Here is a 19,636-nt window from a genome sequence, read left to right as displayed (position 1 = left end):
GGCGAAGGGCAAGAGGGGTACGAGACATTGAATACTTCAAACTCAAGATCAGACAAACATCAGTCCCTGATACCCATTCAACTTTTTATCCAAATATCAAGCTCATGTAAGCGGAGAAGAGCCCTTTCCCTAATGCCAATAATCATTTTCAGAGCTTAATCTCTAAGGCATTTATGTCCAGGTACGTGTAAGTGAGATGCTGCTGACACGTTTATGCCCCAAACGAGTTTGAAATGGATATATCTTGAAGTTTAGCTATTTGTATTTACCCTCAAAAACCTAATGTAATCTTCAAGTGAGTGGCCAAATTATCTATACCATTACAATCGTGATAAATAAAAAGGTGGCTGAAAATGTAAGGTGCCGCATTAATGAGTTCAGTTCCCACAATCCCTTCAGGGTTTAGGTGGAGTTATTCACTTGACCTAGTTACCTGAATATAAGATGCTGAAACTAACTCAACAAATACAGTGTTCCCCATGAAAAGAAAAGAGAAGTTAATAACGTTAGCTGCAGAGTGTGGATCGATATCAGAATGCCCTTACTGTGATTTTAAGCTGGAAAAAATCCCTAAACGTAAGTCAAAGTGTAAATCATGTAAAAAGCCAATATACCCAAGGAAAGAGCCATTATCTAATGAGTATAAACTCTATCGAGAGGGGGATCTATTCTTGCTGGATGAGCTAATGGCATTCTCTGAGGGTACGTGGGATGACTGGTACAAATACAATAAAGGTATACTAGATGCTCGTAAAGAACTCGCTGTAAACTGGAAAGTGGACGAAACAGAAGTCCCGATTCCAGATGCTAGATGGAGAAAGCTCAACAATGATTTAGTGACATCAACCCAAGAACAAGATTGGGATAAACTGAATCTGACTTACTCTGATATGTTATACCGCGTTAGTATAGAAGACAGCTCAGCTAAAACGCCTGTAAATGAATTAGTTGCAGGCTTAATGGTCACTGGTTATTACAAGAAAAACTATTTGGGAGAATATGGTTCAAATGGACCACAAACTTCGAGGATCGCACTACTTACGACTGATCCAGATGAGGTTTACGATCTCATTAAAGACACTCAAACAGCCCAGAGTTGTTGCGCAATGATGAACATATCTCTGGAAACGATTATCAAACGCTATAAGGCTCAATTAATACGTGATAATGAAACAAGAGAAGAAATCCAACAAAGTAATGGTGAATACAAAGTAACTCTTGAGGTTGACCTTGAGCCGATTCAAAAGGCTCTTAAAACTGAGCCTAAGAAAAATAAATCATCGAATTTGTGGATCATAGTAATCGTTCTTGTTGTATTGGGTGCCCTCGCTTTGCAGGGATAACTAAGATTAAATAATACTGAAGAACTGACACTGGCGGCCATGAAGACTTTCCTATTGAGATTGTTCTGGATACACTGGAATGTATGTCAGCTAAAGATACTTTGATTAAGTTGAAAGGAAAACGTGGAGAGTATGTGTCGATGTTTTCTACTAACAAATACTTATCATCAACGTTATTAGGTGAGCTTGAAAACCGAAATATTTCATCTTTTTAATCAAGAATCTAGACTAGCAAAGCTTTCCTAAATGGTCGAAGGAATTTGGGTTTTCCTGCTGTTAAAGTAACAAGATACATCTGATTTTCTCTGCTTAGCCGCTAATTTTACCTATTAACAGGGATGATATAAGTTTGAGTATTCAATATGAAATTCAATAATACAATCACTAATGAAACTCGAGATGTTTTATATGGGATGCAAATAAATCAAGAGCTTAGAAGTGTGTATACATTTCAATTGCTCAATACGGTGCTTCAAAATCATGATGCGTTGGTAACAATTTTAAACTCAAGTATTCAGAAACCTGCATATATCTTGCTTCGCACTCAGTTTGAATCACTAGTTAAAGGAATGTGGTTACATTTATGCGCAAAAGATGATGAGCAAATAGTTAAGTTTTTAAATAATAAAGACAAGATTCAATCTATTTATAGTTGTAATAGTTGCGGTTCTGAATCCTCTCAGAGTCGTGAGAGATCACTTCAAAATCGAATCAAGGAAATCGGTACAAAGAGGAAAGATGTACACAAATGCCTATCCCAGTTTAAATCAGCATACTGGCAAGCATTTAATGCATATACTCATGCCGGACTGACATTCTTGGATAAAGGAATTGATGGTGAGCGAGATATGGTCTCAGATCAAATCAGCGAGTGTCAGGCTGCGGAACTTTATTCACTGAGTTGTAAGTTCACTATTTTGGCGATCTCTGAAATTGGAAATTGCTTCGATAATGATATTTTGTATCAACTTCGGCATATGTGTAAGGATACGTTCGATCCTTATCTAAAAGATTTTAATAGTTCTAATGTAACGGCATTTCAGCTTTAATAAAAGAAAGAACAAGCACATTTTTTCTGATTCTTACCTTCCTTAACTAGGCTTTCGTGATCCGATTTTCCACTGCTTAGTTAAGGATGGCCTTCATGAAGGTTTGAGATACTTTTTCTAATCAACACCAGTCAACTTAGACTGAATACTCTAAGCGATTTCTGTCCAAAAGTGAGATAGCTATAGATGCTGATGAGTGTGATCACCAAGCGATTATGTCGTACCTTAACGGCCTTGTTGATCAAATAACTGCTTGAGATGCAGCTATACCAAGGTTTTCTGTGTTTATGGAGTTGTCTGTCTAACAGGCATACCTAGCTCTATGACTTTGTTCATCGCTTTTACACCAGCCAAAGCTTCTCCTACCTGTGCATTGTAATCACGTAAGCTTAACTTGGAGTTGATGAGTTGTTTGTAGCGATACATCGCAGTCTCCGATAGCGAGCGTTGATGGTAATCATTGTCATCTTTCCATTGCTTTAACGTCCCAGATTTCAATGCTTCAACAGCTTCATTTCGCGGGTGACCATCTTCCCAATATCCTGCGTTTGAACGCGGCGGAATCGTTGGTTTTGCACCTTTGCGTCGCAGTAATTTGTGGCACTCTTTTGTGTCGTATGCACCATCAGCTGAGACTTGATTTAACTTCCGGCGAAGCGGGTTGAGCATTGTCGGTAATACTTCGTTATCAGCCACATTAACGAGGCTGACTTCGGCTGATACAACATCGTGAGTATCTGCGTCAATCGCGAGGTGTAACTTACGCCACGTGCGTCGCCGTTCCTTACCGTGCTTGCGCGTTTTCCATTCGCCTTCACCGTAAACTTTCAATCCTGTTGAATCCACGACAAGATGAGTAACGGGGCCTCGACAGGGGTTACGATACTTAACCTCAACAGTCTTTGCCCGTTTGCTTATACAAGTGTAATCCGGTGCCGCTAATGGCACATCCATCAGTCGAAACAGAGAGTTTATGAAGCCTTCAGTTGCTCGCAGTGACAACTTAAATACGCCTTTGAGCATGAGGGCGGTTTCAATCGCTGTATCACTGAATTGAAAACCTCTACCACGACCGCCGTGATGGGCTTTGCAGTGCCAAGCATTGATGGCTGATTCATCCAGCCAAAAAGTGACCGAACCTCGATTGACTAATGCTTGGTTGTACTGTTTCCAGTTAATTATTTTACGTTTGGATTTGCCCATGTAGCCTGTCTCGTGTTGGTACTTACAAGATCAGATCACAGAGCGACCAAATGGTTCCTTCGATTTAGGCAACAACGCCTACCTTAACTACCAACCTGCTCTCCCGTATGACAATCAGCTATGAAAGCTATGAACCATTGCACCGCCTAAACTTTTTATGACAGTTTTCTACTTTAAAAAGCGTCAAAAACAGCCCTGTTTACAAAAAAATATGACAACTGATATAATTAGTATTCAAAAGTAAAAATTATTAACCTAACTCACTGTTAAGTGTAGACTTCATTAATATCTGTCAAGTTTTATGTCCCAAGTTATTTCCAAGGGTGTTTACTTATGGGAAAAATCTATGATGGCATCCATAGATTAAGCTTCTTGATCGGACAAGATGGGAAAGTCAGTCATGTATTCAATAAGTTCAAAACGAAAGAACACCACGACGTAGTCCTTAATCATCTCAAAGATGCTTAAACAGACCATAATACCCACAAAAATGCCCGCGATAGCGGGCATTTTTGTATGAAGGCATTCTATGATGAAACTATTAAGGAGCCTCTTATAAAAAGGCTCCCATCAATGGCCACATCTTTATACCAATCGGTATAAAGATGTGGTCGCTCAGCGAGAATTTAGCGCTTCTGAGGCAAGGCCCTTTATTGCTCCTCGGCTCTGGCATCCTGCTTCGCTCTACCTCCTATATCCATATAGTCGTGCATAATAGGCATTCACAACATCTGACCTCCAAGGATGGAGGAAATGTCTTAAGTATGTCGGGAACATGCAAGACCATGTTGTTCGCAACGAGTGAAGAACATAGTTGTTCTACGTTTAAGCTCGTTAACACGGCATCGGATGCGCTAAAACTCGCCTTCCAGGAGTGTTTTTGGCTGCCTACTTCTGCGTTGAATAACTTCAGAAGGGAGCACCATTCCCTCACCCATTCGCCTTGAATTAGTTTGCAAAAAAACTCTGAGTAGATCACTTCTTATACCGATTGGTATTACAAGTAAGGCCAGATCAAGACCGCCGCAATGGTCCACATCGTCATGCAGATAAATCTATCTAAGTAGCTCCAAGCTTTAGGGTTTTGAAATAGCGGACTTAAGTATCTCGCTCCAAAACTTAAACTAAAAAACCACACAAACGAGGCCAACACGGCACCGGCACCAAACAGAGGGCGATCCACTCCTTCAAACTGAGCACTGATGCTACCAAGCAACACTACGGTGTCCAGATACAGATGAGGGTTGAGAAAGCTAATCCCCAATGTCGTCAGTACTGCAGCCTTAAGTGTTTCAGTCCCTTTTGTAGCCCCTTCCGAAATCGTCTGCTCATTAAACGAAGACTTTAATGCCTTCGCACCATAAACCAGCAAGAAGATCGCCCCACCTATGCTGGCAATATCCTTAATCAGAGGAAAGGCTAATATCAAATGTCCAAGGCCTGCGACACCAGCCGTTATCATCAAGGCATCGATCAATGAACATAATGCGGCTATGGGTAAAGAGTGTGAACGCTTAAGCCCCTGTTTAAGTACAAACGCATTTTGTGCGCCTACCGCCATAATAAGGCTTCCGCCAATTCCTACACCCTGAATAAATGCCTGCATCTGTGTTGTTCCAACGTCATACTACTAATTGATCGCAAGCTTACCTAAACAATAAAAATAAATATAACTAATGTTTTTTATGGTGTATAAGTAAAACTTATAACAAATTCTTGATTTGTGGAGAAGCTACTTTGATCGATTACGCACACCTACGCGCCCTTTCAATCGTTATATCTGAAGGAGGGTTCGATCGCGCGGCTAAGGTGCTCTGTATCACTCAACCTGCCGTGTCCCAGCGAATTAAACAGCTCGAAGAGAGAGTTGGACAAGCCTTAGTGATTCGTTCAAACCCTGTGGAAGCAACACCTATGGGGAAAAGACTACTTCGGCACTACTCACAAGTTCAGCTTCTCGAAAGTGAGTTGAGTGTTGAGATGGATGCCGATGACCCTAAACTCCCTACCATAGTTAAAATTGCCGTTAATGCCGATAGTCTGGCCACTTGGTTCCTTCCAGCGCTTTGTGAAGTATTTAAGCGCCATCAATGGCTTTTGGAATTGATTGTCGATGATGAATCTTATACCCACAATCTGCTGAAAAATGGTGAAGCTGTGGGCTGTGTCACTACAACTCAGGCGCCACTGGCTGGATGCAGTAGCGAATACCTGGGACAAATGGAGTACCTGTGCGTAGCGACGCCAGAGTTCATCCGAGAGTACTTCCCAATCAATATTAGTCAAACATCACTCGAAAAGGCCCCAGCGGTTGTCTTTTCGACCAAAGATAAGCTGCATGAGAAGTACCTGCGTAAATATTTCGAGATGTCCCCGGGGAGTTGGCGTGAACATAAAATTCCTTCATCGGAGAGCTTTCTAGACGCCATCATACAGGGATTAGGGTATGGACTGGTGGGGCACCTTCAAGCAGAACCTTTGCTTGAAAAAGGCGTGCTTGTCGAGATAACACCAGGGAAAAGAAAGCGTGTTCCTCTCTATTGGCAGCACTGGAACATTAAGGCCAAACAAACGACCATAGTATATCGTTCTCTGGCGGTCACGGCGAAACAGTCCCTTTGCTAGCATATCGATTTTTGACAATTCAACTCGACAGCCGAACTGCAGGTTCCAAGCCGGTTTGTTAGAGTTAAAGTGACCACAAAAAAAGGGGCCAAAGCCCCTTTCTTTTACCATACCTAGGCTGAGCCTACTCGGTTTTCGGTTCGACGCCATTGACTTGAGAATTTGGTGTAGGCCAGGCATTTAATACCGCCTTCACCAACGACGCCAAAGGTATCGCGAAGAAGACTCCCCATACTCCCCACAGGCCACCGAAGATAAGTACCGCGGCGATAATAAACACAGGGTGAAGATCGACCGCATCAGAGAAGAGGATCGGAACCAGTAAGTTACCATCCAGAGCTTGAATAATACCGTAACCTAACATCAGATATCCAAATTCAGGGCTTATCCCCCACTGGAAAAATGCCACTAATGCGATGGGTAAGGTCACTAACGTCGCGCCTACATAAGGAATAAGCACTGACAATCCAGTCAGCACGCCAAGTAGTGCTGCATACCTGAGATCCATGATGGCAAAGAAAACATAACTCACTGCGCCAATAATGATAATCTCTATCACCTTCCCCCGGATATAATTAAAGATCTGCTGATGCATCTCATACCAAACTTTACGTGCGAGTTCTCGATTGGTAGGAATGAATCTTTTACTGCCCTTTATCAGCTGGTCTTTATCCTTGAGAAAGAAAAATACCAATAAAGGCACCAGAATCGCGTACACCATCAGCACAAGTAAGGAAGCCGAATAGCCTATTATCTGCTTACCAATATCGAGCAGGTGTTGAGTATCGAGCATCTTCTTGAGCTCATTAACCATGCCATCGAGCTGATCGGGATTCACAAACTGAGGATACCGGTTCACATAACTCTGCGCAGTATGAAGTCCCTTATCCAACATATTTGGCAGATCGGTGATTAATGCCACCCCCTGTTTCCAAATACTCGGAACAAGACCAAACGTGATCAGCAACATCGTTCCAATGAACAGGACTAACACCGCCGACGCTGCAGTCGTCCGGTTCATACCAACCTTAAGCATCTGTGCAACGGGCCACTCGAGTAAAAAGGCCAAAACTAATGCCACCAATAATGGCGCCAACAACCCACCTGCAAAGTAAATTGCAAGGGCTATCCCCATCAATATAAAAACTAAGGTTACCGCTTGAGGATCGCTAAATCGCTCTTTATACCAAGTAGTTAATAAATTTAACATTCAAGATTCCTGAAATTTACATTCTCGTTCTAACGAAGATTAGATATTTTTATTGTCAGCATATTCTCATCATTACTTACCTCAGAATAGCGATATCCGACTTTTTTTAAAAAACGGGGAACATCCTGCCTAGACCCAATGTCAGATAAAGAGACACAAAGTACCTCTCCATCTTCAAGTTGTTTTAATGCGAGTTTTACTTTCACTAAAGCTAATGGACAACGTATTGCCGTTAAATCAATAGAAACCATAATATTCATGCTATGAATAAACTTAAGCCATTATCCTAACTTGCACGGCAAACCACAAGTTATGCCATAAGATAGTAAGAGGTAACGATGTAACAAAACTGAGTTTTAAACTGTTTCATAAAAAAGTGTTAATTAAAACAGACTTTCAACACTAGCTTAGTGCTTGATATAGTGAGTAAGCAAATACGGATTTACATTTGTTTTACTGTGTCGCTCATACTAAAACAAATATGGATTAAGACTCACTCTGCGGGTAAAATCAATTTGATGCAGAACATTTTTACATTGTCTTCTTAGGACAACATAGCCCTAATTTAAGGATCAGTTTGAGTAAAATAACTTCGCCAAAATCTCTTCTCGCAGGTGCATTGTCACTTGTTTTTTGTGCAACCGCACCTTTGAGTCTAGCTAATAACGACCTCCCTGATCTTGGAACAGCCGCCGTTAATACCTTCAGTCTCGAGAAAGAGACGGTCTATGGTGATGCTTATATGCGGGTTATCCGTTCATCGGCTCCTATACTCAACGACCCGGTTCTAACTCAATACCTCAAGGAATTAGGCGACAAACTCGTTGCTCATGCCACAGGTGTGAAGACCCCCTTCTACTTCTTCCTGTTAAGAAACGATGAGATCAACGCGTTCGCTTTCTTCGGGGGTCATGTGGGCGTTCACACAGGCTTATTTCTTAATGCCGACAACGAGAGTCAAATAGCATCGGTATTAGGGCATGAAATCACCCACGTAACTCAACGGCATTTAGCCCGCTCATTAGAAGCACAAGAGAAAAGTTCAACAGCAACCATGGTAGGCATGTTAGGTGCTATCTTATTGACTATTGCAGCACCTCAGGCTGGCATGGCGGCGTTAGCAACGACACAAGCATTAGCAACACAAGCCAAGATAAACTATACCCGTCTGCACGAGAAGGAAGCCGACCGGATCGGGATGCAAATTTTAGTCGATGCGGGGTTTGATCCAAATGGCGCTGCTGACTTTTTTGCAAAGCTGGCCACTCGATATCGCTTTACGACTAAGCCTCCACAAATGCTGTTGACTCACCCACTTCCTGAATCTCGTATCACTGAGGCAAGAAACCGAGCGACTCAATACCCTCACAGGTACGTCCCCGATAACATCGACTTTCAGTTGGCTAAGGCCCGCATTCAGGTTAGATTTTCAAGTTACAGCGAAGAAGCGGCGTTGGCATTGTTTGACACCCAACTAAAAAAGCGTAGCTACACATTTAAAAATGCCGCGTTGTATGGAAAAGCCTTAGCACTGTTTCGAGCCGAGCGTTTCGATGAGGCTGAAAGCATCATCGACAATCTGCTAAAAGAAGATAGAAATAATTTGTTCTACATAGATACTAAGACAGATCTTCTGATAGAAAGAAAAGCCAAGGATGATGCGATTGCACTGCTTGAAACTCAGAGAAAACTAAAGCCCACTTCGCAAGTAGTCAACATCAATCTGGCGAATGTTTATATTGAATCGAACCAAGCGACTAAAGCCATTCCTCTGTTAGAGGATATGATTTTTCTGGATAGACAAAATCAGCTCCCCCTCTTTTTACTGAGAGATGCCTATAAAAAGACGGGAAATAAAGCGATGGAGCATTTCGTGAGTGCTGAATCCATGGCTTTGGGCGCAGACTACAAAGGGGCCATCGACCAATTAAACTTTGCTTATAAGTTATCAGCCGATAATCCTCTTCAACTGGCAAGAATTGAAGCCCGAATTCGTCAGTTTAAACAATCAAATAGAGCCTTAGAAGAGTTAAAATAATCCCCCCCTGTTACCCGAACTGATGCTCTCATCGGTTCGGGTATTTGACCGGTTACCGCCTTCTTATCAGGGCCCGCAATAACCAATCTAGACTCTCAACGCCCATTTTTTCCGGCAGGTCAGCTAAAAAGCTATGGCTTGACCAGTGTATCCAAACTCACACCATTAAAGGGCAAATCCTATAACTATCTAGAAAGACACAACAAAACCGACAATTTCAGTATGCTTCACAATGACTCTTTGTGACTTTGCTCACCTTTTCAAGTATGATGACGACAAATTTCACATGAAGATGTAGATCCAATGACTCAAGTCACTATTATCCACAACCCACGCTGTTCAAAAAGCCGTCAGACTCTGGCGTTGTTACAAGAACAAGACTGTCAAATTCAAGTTGTGGAGTACCTGAAATCGCCATTAGTCAGAAGTGAAATCGAAGGCTTATTGGCAAAGCTCAATATCAGTGCTCGCGAATTGATGCGTACCAAAGAAACCGAATATAAAGAGCAAGGCTTAGCAGATATTAATCTCACAGAAGCACAACTTATCCAGGCTATAATCCAAACACCAAAACTGCTCGAACGCCCAATTGTGCTCGCCAATGACAAAGCCGCCATTGGCCGACCACCTGAAAACGTGCTTTCAATATTATAAGTTAAGGTAACCTAATGAGCTCTAACACCTTATTTAAATTATGCCGGGCAGGTTATATGGCTCTGGTCATTCTATTAATTGCTTGGTTTATCAATAAAGGGATAACGGGCGAATACTCTCCCGCGTTTACTGCGCTGTGGATAATACCACTCCTGCTGCCGCTAAAAGGCGTCTTAACCGGCAATCCTTATACCTATGCCTGGGGAAGTTTCATCATCTGTTTATATATGTTACATGGATTAACATTACTCTATGTCACGGATGAACATCTGCTATTTGCTCTAACCGAAGTCATGCTACTAGGTGCATTGCTGGTCGGATTTCCTTTTTACGCCCGCATTCGAGGTCGTGAATTGGGTCTGGGCTTAAAAAAGAAAGCAAAGTAAAAAGAGATAAATTAGTTTTTAAAATAGCAAGAAACTGAAAACAAGCGCCTTATGGCGCTTGTTTTTCTTAAATCACTCTCATCCCACCTCCCCTTTAAGCGAACAATATATCTTCACTTTCTGAACCCCATACTACGTGCTATATTTTCATCTAATCATACTTAAAATAATAATAATTCGAGGAAATGTCTGGAATGAACACCTTAAAAACAATCCTGTTAGCCAGTACATTATCCTTAATCGCCTGTGGTAGCTCAGATGATGACGAGCCCATGCCCACGATTCCTCGTTGTGAACTGCAATCGCAGTTAACCAGCATCGAAACGGGGTCTGATTTAGCGTTTTTAGTTGAGGAGGATTACCAGCTTGATCAGTCGGCTGCCATCATCGCAAGAATAAACAACCAAGATAGCGACGGTTTACACTTCAGTTGGCAACAGCTAGCAGGCCCGGCTCTTATTTTAACATCGATAAAGAGCCCGGTCTTAGCGTTTCAAGCAACGAAGCCGGGGAGTTACACTTTTTCCGTTGCCGTTAGCGGTGATGAAATTGCATTAGAGCAAAATATTGAATTAACGATTCAGGAAGGCCCAATAAACAGATTAAATGTTCGCTCGGATCATCAGGTAGTAGAAGGAAATAACGTCAGCTTCAGAATCGATAGAGTCGATGGTCAAATCCCATCCGATTTAAGCTGGTGTATCGCCGCGGGCCCGGATCTTAACCTCGATACCAGTAATATCGAAACCCCGCAATTCATTGCACCCAGCGTTAACACAGATACGATAACTCAGCTGAGAGCGACAGCCACTATTGCGGGTGTTCAAACATATTCAGACGTAATTGCTCTCATTACCCATGAAAAAGTCATCACATCCGAGTATTTTGATAAACCAATAGCCAGAACCCATCCCTACAAAAGCAGCAGCCCCTATTCCGATAGTTTGCAAACTTGTGTTTACTCTAACCAGCTAACCGCACCTTGTACCATAGAACAGCTACCATTAATCGGGCAAACACAAGCGCTATCGGACAAGAGTAAAATTTTAGACCGATTACTGGTTTCTCATCATTGGATGGGGGAAAATTTTGAGGCTTTTCTGAAGGAAATGGATCCGGCGAGTGACTTTTCCAGACTATTACAATCGGTAACGGCAGTCGTGATTAGTTACGATATTCGCCCCTCTTTCTATTGGGCCTTAACTGGGGCAATCTATCTGGATCCCAATGATCTTTGGTTACTTGCCCAGGAGCGGGACGTCATCAATGAGGCCGCTGATTACCGAAGTCAATTCGGCAATGAATTAAATTTTATTATGCCTTGGCGCTATGTAAAAGATAACCAATACGTCTCCTATAGTGTTCCACGAGAGACCCGCACCCATAGAACCATGGCTGAATTGTCCCCTGAGCTTTCCTCTCTCCTTTATCATGAACTCGCCCATGCAAATGATTTCTTTCCGCGTTCCGTACACGATAGCATCGAAGGCGGAACCTTACTCGACCATTACAACAGACGCTCCCTTGCGGGTGAATTAGTATCGGATAAGGTTACAGCTCAATATCCACTGAACAGTGATGAACTTACCTCTCTGGCAAATGTAAGTTTCCGCGGTCAGTCGGCTACAGCTAGCCAAAAAGCCTTCACGCCAGCCGATATTACCCAACTATTCTCAACGGACAGGGCCACAGATTATTACGCTTATTCAACCAAACGTGAAGATACGGCGATGCTGTTTGAAGAGGCGATGATGAGTCATCGATATGAGATCTTACGTGATGTTGGTGTAACGGATAAACCGGATAGCCCGACTGCGAGTAACATTCTTGTTGATTGGGGCCAGAGAGGCCGAATTGGTGAGGATACGATTGAAGCCAGAGCAGCATTAGTGATTAATGAAATATTACCCGAACTCGATGGTAACACCTTAGTTGGGGAACTTCCTGATCCGATCCAAATGACTCAAGGTTTATCCTGGTTAGATAATTTGATGATTTCACCGGATCTGTCGCTCTCACCAGAGTCAGAGCGACGCTCAAAACTGGCCCCTGTCGCTGGTCACACACAGAGTGTAATACCTGAACTCAGAGTCAGTGGCGACAGGCATAAGATAGATAATTAGGGAAAAGCGGATCTCAGTCGCGCAACTCAATCTTGGATCGCGCTTTGTTAAAACAATTTAAATCGATACTTCGAAAATCACAGCCTAAGCATCTCTTTTACGAAGGGAATTGTTAGCTTTCGCTGGTGAACGAGTGAGTCTTTATCCAGTCTGTCTAACACATCAAACAAGGTTCTTAAATCCCTTGCTAAACGGTTCAATAGAAAACGTCCTACATCTTCGGGTAACTGTAGTCCGCGCATCGCGGCCCGCCGTTGTAATGCGGCTAACTTCTCATCATCGGCCATGGGTTGCAGCTGATAATTCAATCCCCACTGCATTCGAGATACCAGATCGGGGAGTGCAAAACCTGAATCATTTGGCGAAACACTCGCACTAACAATCAAAGAACAATTATCGTGCTCTGAAACGCGATTATAAAGATCGAAAATCGCTTCTTCCCAGAGGGGATGGCCCGCAATGGCATCGACATCGTCAATACAGATAAGATCGAGCTGCTCCAAACCTTCGAGAAGCATAGGCGATATGCTTGCATGAATGCCTAATGGTAGATAAAAACTACTTCGCTCTAGATCGTTCGCATGAGCACAAGCGGCATGCATAAGGTGCGTTCGGCCTGACTTGACCGGCCCCCATAAGAAAACGCTTCTATCTGCCCGTCCTTCGGCACAGGCTTGCAGACTTTGAATGAGTTCGTCATTACCCGCTGCAGGATAATAACTATTAAATGTTTCATCATCAGGCAGGTGTACCGGTAATGATAGTTGTAAAGGTGAGTTCGATTTCACTCAAATACTTCTCTGTTTCACGCGATGTAACTTAGATACTCATTTTAACATGAGTACCCATGAATTTGAATGGCCTATCCTTGCCAGCGATATTCTATGCCGACGCTCTCTTCCGATGTGAAGGGATCTGAGCCCTCTACTGTATCGAAGGGATCCATGATTGAGCGCTCTTGTGCCTGTACTCTCGGTTCTAAATTCATCAAACGATGAAGGTCCTCTTCGGTGCCAAAGAGCTCTAGCGTATAACGCACTCTGGTCCCATTCAATTGAGTAAGCTGTACAGATTTAACGGCACTCAACTGTTTTAAATACTTCTCAATTGAAACCAGCTGTTTCATATCTGTGATGTCGATAAAATCCACATGACTAGCTATTTCGGCACCGGTATCGGCGATAGCATAACGACCAACATAATATTCACTTACCGTGGATATTATCTCTGTCACCGCAGTATTTATATCACCAACCACATCACGTTTACTCACCAAGGGAGTATGCATAGGCTCCCCCTTGCCTAACGGATATAGAGCCAAGTTGTATTTCAAGGGTTCAGCGGTAGTGTCGATAGAAGCCATCACAAAATAATCTGCTTGATAACGCTGAGATGCATCGGCAACTTGATCGGCAAACATTCCCCGAATATCATTCGCCGAGACGTTCATATTATCGTCGAGATCCATTAAGGGAAATAACAGCGGCACTCCCTTAGCTTCTGACTCCACTTGAAACAGATCACGGCTCTCTAGTAAAGACTCATCATTAACAATGACTCTCTCTCCTGGAATATCTTCTACAATCCAGGCTAATGTCAGTGGCCTTTGCTTACCCCATACAGGCTGCTGTGCCTCTCTTAATAAGCGGATGATTCGTTTATGGTCAAAACTGACTTTAAGGTAGAGTTCTCCATCCAGGTCTTGGTAGCCAAACTGGCTAATTAATGCTGTTGGTTGCTTCACCATAGCGGCAATACTTGGATGGGCTAGGGCCGACTTAGAGCCTGAATTCTTTAATATGACGCTCTTTAAACCCGTTGAGATAGCGTGTTTTCGCTCAGCAGTAGAACGAGAGTCAACGGGTACCAGACTTTCATCAAGTTTAGAAACTTCGGCAGCATTAGCCATGTTTGCTTGTAATAACAAACAGCTCGCAAATAGGATCGATGAGTTTAATAAGGTTTTCAGCATGTTCTACTGTTCTAAAGAAAACGAATTATCAAAATTGTACCACAACTTCTCTATCATCTGAATTGACTTAATCACGATGAAAAGAGGTAAAACATTGAAAAATTACCTACATAATCGGCAAACAGTGACATCGACCGCGACCAGATAGTCATCATGCTGTTAACATTAGCAGGTTTACCCTACAAGAGAATAATAATGAAAAATGTTGCACTTGCCCTTCAAGGGGCGCAAATGCTGTTTGTCGCTTTTGGTGCATTGGTCTTAATGCCTCTACTCACAGGCCTGGATACCAATGTTGCTTTATTCACCGCAGGTATTGGAACCCTGTTATTTCAATTAATTACAAAACGCCAAATACCGATATTCCTGGCTTCATCTTTCGCCTTTATCGCCCCAATCATGTATGGCGTTCAAACGTGGGGGATCCCCTCCACCATGGGCGGTCTGATGGCAGCGGGGGCGGTGTATTTAATGTTGGCCAGTTTGATAAAACTAAGAGGTGATAATTTTATTAAGCGATTATTGCCCCCAGTGGTTGTCGGTCCGGTAATTATTGTTATCGGCTTAGGGCTAGCACCTGTCGCGGTCAACATGGCGCTGGGAAAGAGTGGCGATGGCAGTCTGGTACTCGTGGATCAAAATACGGCCTTAATCATCTCGCTATCGGCACTATTAACCACGGTGAGTGTCGCCATTTTTGCTAAAGGCATTGTGAAATTAATGCCCATTCTCGCAGGGATCATTGTCGGGTATGGACTGAGTCTGAGTTTCGGGATTGTCGATTTCAGTCCCGTAGCGGCGGCAAGTTGGATTTCAATGCCTAATTTTGTTGCACCGGAATTTAACTGGCATGCTATTGCATTCATGATACCTGTGGCCATCGCACCAGCTGTCGAACATATTGGCGATATTCTTGCTATTTCCAATGTAACTGGCAAAGACTTTTTGAAAAAACCAGGCCTACACCGCACACTCGCTGGCGATGGCGTAGCCACAATCGCCGCTTCAGCCTTCGGGGGACCACCAAATACCACCTATTCAGAAGTGACAGGTGCTGTGACACTGACCAAGTGCTTTAATCCGGTGATCATGACTTATACTGCAATCACCGCAATTATTCTGGCCTTTGTCGGTAAGCTTGGCGCACTAATGCAAACCATCCCAGTACCCGTTATGGGCGGCATCATGTGTCTGTTGTTTGGCTCTATTGCCGCAGTTGGTTTAAATGCGCTAATTAAGAATAATGTCGACCTCAATGAACCCAGAAACCTCTGTATTGTGGGTGTGACCTTGGTGTTCGGTATTGGCGGGATGGCCTTTGGTATTGGCTCATTCAGTCTGACAGGTATAAGCCTGTGCGGGATCGTGGCGATCACGATGAACTTGCTACTGCCTATGCCTAAAGAGGAAGCAACGGCATAATCAACAATATGGTTCACTAACAGACAAGCAATAAAAAAGCCTTTCGGGAGAAAGGCTTTTTTTATGTCAAATCTTAAGTCAATAATCGCCAGACATCAAAATGACGGAACTCAAGATTATTGAGTTTTCAAGCTATTACGCTTGCTCTTCAGACGGGTATTTTGCGGCAGTTTCGGTGATCAATGTTTGAAGCTCACCTTTTTGATACATCTCTGTAAGAATATCACACCCACCGATCAACTCACCTTCAACCCAAAGTTGAGGGAATGTTGGCCAGTTAGCGTATTTAGGCAATTCTGAGCGAATATCAGGATTCTGTAAAATGTCAACAAACGCAAATTGAGCATTACAGTTAATCATAATTTGAGAAACTTGAGATGAGAAGCCACAGCTAGGTAACTTAGGAGAACCTTTCATGTAAACAATGATTGGATTCTCTGCGATCTGCTGTTTGATTTTCGCTACGGTTTCGTTTGTTTCCATTTTTAATTCCTAACTTACACATACAATGATTAATGAACTGACCCTATTGTACTTCAGGTATGACAAGAACAAAAACCTACTTTTAATAGGGTTATATCGATTCCTATCAAGGTAAGGTATTACTCAGGATACAAAAAGTGAAAAGAGATCCGCTTTGAAGCACCGAATTCACCGAAAGTACCCAATAGAACCTTAGGGAAATTGGTGCAATGTCTTTCCAAATGCTTTCATTATACAGTTAACCGTTTTTATAGATTGCTATAATCGCAAAATTAATCATACTCTTAATGGCATTTTCAAATAGAATAAACGCTAGAAGCAACATATTACAACTATTGATGAGTGGAGAAACGCAATGGCTTTTGAATTACCCGCATTACCGTATCCTAAAAACGCACTTGAACCTCATATTTCTCAGGAAACCATCGAATACCATTATGGTAAGCATCATAATACCTACGTTGTAAAATTGAACGGCCTTGTTGAAGGCACTGAGCTCGCCGAAAAGAGCCTTGAAGAGATCATTAAATCATCTACCGGCGGCATTTTTAACAACGCAGCTCAAATCTGGAATCACACCTTCTATTGGAACTGTTTGTCTCCAAATGGCGGTGGAGCCGCTACGGGGGCCATTGCTAAAGCCATAGATGAAGCTTTTGGTTCATTTGAAGCTTTTAAAGCAAAATTCACCGATGCCGCAGTTAATAACTTTGGTAGTGCATGGACCTGGTTGGTTAAGAATTCAGACGGCTCTGTAGCCATCGTGAATACAAGCAACGCTGCAACGCCATTAACTGATGCCAGCGTGACACCCATTATGACAGTGGATGTTTGGGAGCATGCGTATTATATCGATTATCGCAATGTACGCCCTGATTACCTCGCTCATTATTGGGAACTGGTTAACTGGGACTTTGTGAATCAAAATTTTAGCTAAGCTAACATTTATAGCTAATTTTTAGACCATAAAACGAAGGAGCTTATCAAGCTCCTTTTTTATACCCCTTTGGTAATACTCCACATAAAACGCCCCTCCCCCACAGTTGCAACAGTTGCATTTGCAATTGTTTCTCATTGTTTTCATTTGACTTTTTTAATACTGGTTTCAGTTATTAGGTCTAAGATTAATACTAGGAGACTGGTTTTCAGTTATCGCTTTCATCTAATTTAGGCGTTTCAGGGGGTGGAAAATGGGTATATTTGAGCATTACCAACAGCGCTACGAAAAAAAGCTCGATGAGGAATATTCGTTACAGGAATTTTTGGAGATCTGTAAGAATGATCGTTCAGCATATGCATCGGCGGCCGAAAGACTACTGATAGCAATCGGTGAACCTGAAGTCGTTGATACATCCAAAGAGCCAATACTCAGTCGAATTTTTTCTAATCGATTAATTTCTCGTTTCCCGGAATTTAAAGACTTTTACGGTATGGAAGAGTCTATCGAACAGATAGTTGCCTACCTGAAACACTCGGCTCAAGGGCTGGAAGAATCGAAACAGATCCTCTACTTGCTGGGTCCGGTGGGTGGTGGTAAGTCCTCTCTCGCCGAGAAATTAAAAGCCCTGATGCAAAAAATCCCTATCTATGTGTTAAGTGCCAATGGTGATAGAAGCCCGGTAAATGATCACCCATTTTGCCTATTCAACCCTGAAGAGGACAGTGGATTATTAAAGAGTGAATATAACATTCCATCTCGCTACCTCAAATCTATCATGTCTCCATGGGCCGTGAAGCGTCTTCACGATTACGGCGGAGACATATCACAATTTAAAGTAGTCAAAGTGTTTCCCTCAATTTTGGATCAGATGGCCATTGCGAAAACAGAGCCTGGAGATGAAAATAATCAGGATATCTCAGCCTTAGTTGGTAAGGTTGATATCAGACAACTGGAACATTTCGCTCAAAATGATGCAGATGCTTATTCATACTCCGGCGCGTTATGCCGCGCAAATCAGGGCTTGATGGAGTTCGTTGAGATGTTTAAAGCACCGATCAAGGTGCTTCACCCACTATTAACAGCGACTCAAGAAGGGAACTATAACGGCACCGAAGGCCTGTCGGCTCTCCCCTATAATGGTATTATTCTCGCTCACTCTAATGAGTCTGAGTGGACGACATTCAGAAATAACAAAACAAATGAAGCATTTCTGGACAGGGTTTATATCGTAAAAGTGCCATATTGCTTAAGAGTTTCTGAAGAGATCCAGATCTATAATAAGTTGTTAGCAAACTCAGAACTTTCACAAGCACCTTGTGCACCAGGGACGCTGGAGACTCTCGCTCAATTCAGTGTGCTGTCACGTGTTATAGCACCGGAAAACTCCTCAATTTTTTCAAAAATGCGTGTCTATGATGGTGAAAGTTTAAAAGACACAGATCCTAAAGCAAAATCCTATCAGGAATACCGTGATTACGCTGGGGTTGATGAGGGAATGCATGGGCTATCGACCCGATTCGCCTTTAAGATCTTATCTAAAGTATTTAACTTTGATCATAGTGAAATTGCAGCAAATCCAGTACACCTTTTCTATGTATTGGAGCGGCAAATTGAACAGGAGCAATTCCCAACTGAAATTGCCGAACGCTACTTAGAATCTCTGAAAGGCTACTTAATACCAAAATACGTTGAGTTTATAGGTAAAGAGATACAGACGGCCTATTTGGAGTCCTATTCAGAATACGGTCAAAATATTTTTGACCGCTATGTCACCTACGCAGACTTCTGGATTCAAGATCAAGAGTATCGAGATCCTGAAACGGGTCAATTGTTCGACCGCTCAGCGCTTAATGCAGAGCTGGAGAAAATTGAAAAACCTGCAGGAATTAGTAACCCTAAAGACTTCAGAAATGAGATTGTTAACTTTGTGCTCAGGGCTCGTGCCAACAATGAGGGCTCGAATCCATTATGGACGAGTTATGAAAAGCTGCGTACTGTCATCGAGAAGAAGATGTTCTCCAACACAGAGGATCTTCTGCCCGTCATCTCATTTAATGCCAAAACATCAACCGATGATCAACGTAAACACGATGATTTTGTGCATCGTATGATGGAAAAAGGCTACACCGAAAAGCAAGTCAGATTGCTTTCAGAGTGGTATCTGAGAGTAAGAAAGTCTTCTTAAAAT

General features: G+C 42.6%; 17 protein-coding genes and 1 pseudogene. 11 read left to right on the top strand and 7 right to left on the bottom strand.

Annotated features, from left to right (window positions below; translation table 11 throughout):
* Nucleotides 1–479: 479 nt before the first annotated feature.
* Both EKG38_RS08505 and EKG38_RS08500 read left to right on the top strand, forming a co-directional pair.
* Nucleotides 480–1,343: a hypothetical protein gene (locus EKG38_RS08505; RefSeq protein WP_126519823.1), complete on the top strand. Its 864-nt coding sequence runs from the start codon at nt 480–482 to the stop codon at nt 1,341–1,343.
* A 362-nt stretch (nt 1,344–1,705) separates the two neighbouring features.
* Entirely contained in the window at nt 1,706–2,392 is a 687-nt protein-coding gene (locus tag EKG38_RS08500; RefSeq protein WP_126519822.1) for a DUF6988 family protein, read from the top strand.
* 285 nt (nt 2,393–2,677) lie between these two features.
* Here EKG38_RS08500 and EKG38_RS08495 read toward each other — a convergent pair whose 3' ends face one another.
* The gene (locus tag EKG38_RS08495) at nt 2,678–3,595 is read right to left on the bottom strand and encodes an IS5-like element ISSpu14 family transposase (RefSeq protein WP_126519821.1); all 918 of its coding nucleotides are present in this window, start codon (nt 3,593–3,595) and stop codon (nt 2,678–2,680) included.
* Nucleotides 3,596–3,928: 333 nt separating this feature from the next.
* Here EKG38_RS08495 and EKG38_RS25195 point away from each other — a divergent pair.
* Nucleotides 3,929–4,063, top strand: a pseudogene (locus tag EKG38_RS25195) (thioredoxin-dependent thiol peroxidase); the annotation flags it as partial.
* 529 nt (nt 4,064–4,592) lie between these two features.
* On the opposite strand, the gene EKG38_RS08485 reads toward EKG38_RS25195, so the two are convergent.
* Nucleotides 4,593–5,201 carry a LysE/ArgO family amino acid transporter gene (locus EKG38_RS08485; RefSeq protein ID WP_126519820.1) on the bottom strand — a complete coding sequence of 203 codons (609 nt, stop codon included), beginning with the start codon at nt 5,199–5,201 and terminating at the stop codon, nt 4,593–4,595.
* Between the two features lie 131 nt (nt 5,202–5,332).
* Between EKG38_RS08485 and EKG38_RS08480 the strand changes: the two genes are divergently transcribed.
* Nucleotides 5,333–6,220 (top strand): LysR family transcriptional regulator ArgP, encoded by an 888-nt coding sequence (locus EKG38_RS08480; RefSeq protein ID WP_126519819.1) that lies wholly within the window; start codon nt 5,333–5,335, stop codon nt 6,218–6,220.
* 124 nt (nt 6,221–6,344) lie between these two features.
* Here the strand turns inward: EKG38_RS08480 and EKG38_RS08475 are convergent, their stop codons facing one another.
* Nucleotides 6,345–7,430 (bottom strand): AI-2E family transporter, encoded by a 1,086-nt coding sequence (locus EKG38_RS08475; protein WP_126519818.1) that lies wholly within the window; start codon nt 7,428–7,430, stop codon nt 6,345–6,347.
* A 29-nt stretch (nt 7,431–7,459) separates the two neighbouring features.
* On the bottom strand, nt 7,460–7,681 hold the full coding sequence (locus tag EKG38_RS08470; protein WP_126519849.1) for a sulfurtransferase TusA family protein: 222 nt from the start codon (nt 7,679–7,681) through the stop codon (nt 7,460–7,462).
* 326 nt (nt 7,682–8,007) lie between these two features.
* Here EKG38_RS08470 and bepA point away from each other — a divergent pair, with 326 nt between their 5' ends.
* The 4 genes from bepA to EKG38_RS08450 all read left to right on the top strand — a co-directional run bounded on the left by bepA (nt 8,008) and on the right by EKG38_RS08450 (nt 12,631).
* Nucleotides 8,008–9,468, top strand: a complete 1,461-nt coding sequence (bepA, locus tag EKG38_RS08465) for a beta-barrel assembly-enhancing protease (protein ID WP_126519817.1) — start codon at nt 8,008–8,010, stop codon at nt 9,466–9,468.
* Nucleotides 9,469–9,771: 303 nt separating this feature from the next.
* Nucleotides 9,772–10,122 (top strand): arsenate reductase (glutaredoxin), encoded by a 351-nt coding sequence (gene arsC / locus EKG38_RS08460; RefSeq protein ID WP_126519816.1) that lies wholly within the window; start codon nt 9,772–9,774, stop codon nt 10,120–10,122.
* Between the two features lie 14 nt (nt 10,123–10,136).
* Nucleotides 10,137–10,508, top strand: a complete 372-nt coding sequence (locus EKG38_RS08455) for a DUF2069 domain-containing protein (RefSeq protein WP_126519815.1) — start codon at nt 10,137–10,139, stop codon at nt 10,506–10,508.
* Nucleotides 10,509–10,702: 194 nt separating this feature from the next.
* Nucleotides 10,703–12,631: a hypothetical protein gene (locus EKG38_RS08450; RefSeq protein WP_126519814.1), complete on the top strand. Its 1,929-nt coding sequence runs from the start codon at nt 10,703–10,705 to the stop codon at nt 12,629–12,631.
* A 77-nt stretch (nt 12,632–12,708) separates the two neighbouring features.
* Here EKG38_RS08450 and hda read toward each other — a convergent pair whose 3' ends face one another.
* Entirely contained in the window at nt 12,709–13,419 is a 711-nt protein-coding gene (gene hda, locus EKG38_RS08445) for a DnaA inactivator Hda (protein WP_012142785.1), read from the bottom strand.
* Nucleotides 13,420–13,493: 74 nt separating this feature from the next.
* On the bottom strand, nt 13,494–14,558 hold the full coding sequence (locus tag EKG38_RS08440; protein WP_246033117.1) for a DUF2066 domain-containing protein: 1,065 nt from the start codon (nt 14,556–14,558) through the stop codon (nt 13,494–13,496).
* Between the two features lie 240 nt (nt 14,559–14,798).
* Between EKG38_RS08440 and EKG38_RS08435 the strand changes: the two genes are divergently transcribed.
* Complete coding sequence (locus EKG38_RS08435) at nt 14,799–16,025, top strand: uracil-xanthine permease family protein (protein WP_126519812.1); 1,227 nt, start codon at nt 14,799–14,801, stop codon at nt 16,023–16,025.
* 135 nt (nt 16,026–16,160) lie between these two features.
* Here EKG38_RS08435 and grxD read toward each other — a convergent pair whose 3' ends face one another.
* Entirely contained in the window at nt 16,161–16,508 is a 348-nt protein-coding gene (gene grxD / locus EKG38_RS08430) for a Grx4 family monothiol glutaredoxin (protein WP_126519811.1), read from the bottom strand.
* Nucleotides 16,509–16,863: 355 nt separating this feature from the next.
* Between grxD and sodB the strand changes: the two genes are divergently transcribed.
* Nucleotides 16,864–17,445, top strand: coding sequence for a superoxide dismutase [Fe] (gene sodB / locus EKG38_RS08425; RefSeq protein WP_126519810.1), 582 nt, complete (start codon nt 16,864–16,866; stop codon nt 17,443–17,445).
* 253 nt (nt 17,446–17,698) lie between these two features.
* Nucleotides 17,699–19,633: a PrkA family serine protein kinase gene (locus tag EKG38_RS08420; protein ID WP_126519809.1), complete on the top strand. Its 1,935-nt coding sequence runs from the start codon at nt 17,699–17,701 to the stop codon at nt 19,631–19,633.
* Nucleotides 19,634–19,636: the final 3 nt, after the last annotated feature.

It is taken from the genome of Shewanella canadensis (genome assembly GCF_003966225.1).
GTDB lineage: Bacteria > Pseudomonadota > Gammaproteobacteria > Enterobacterales > Shewanellaceae > Shewanella > Shewanella canadensis.
Note: the sequence above shows the minus strand (reverse complement) of the source record. Positions and strands in the feature narration are given on the sequence as shown.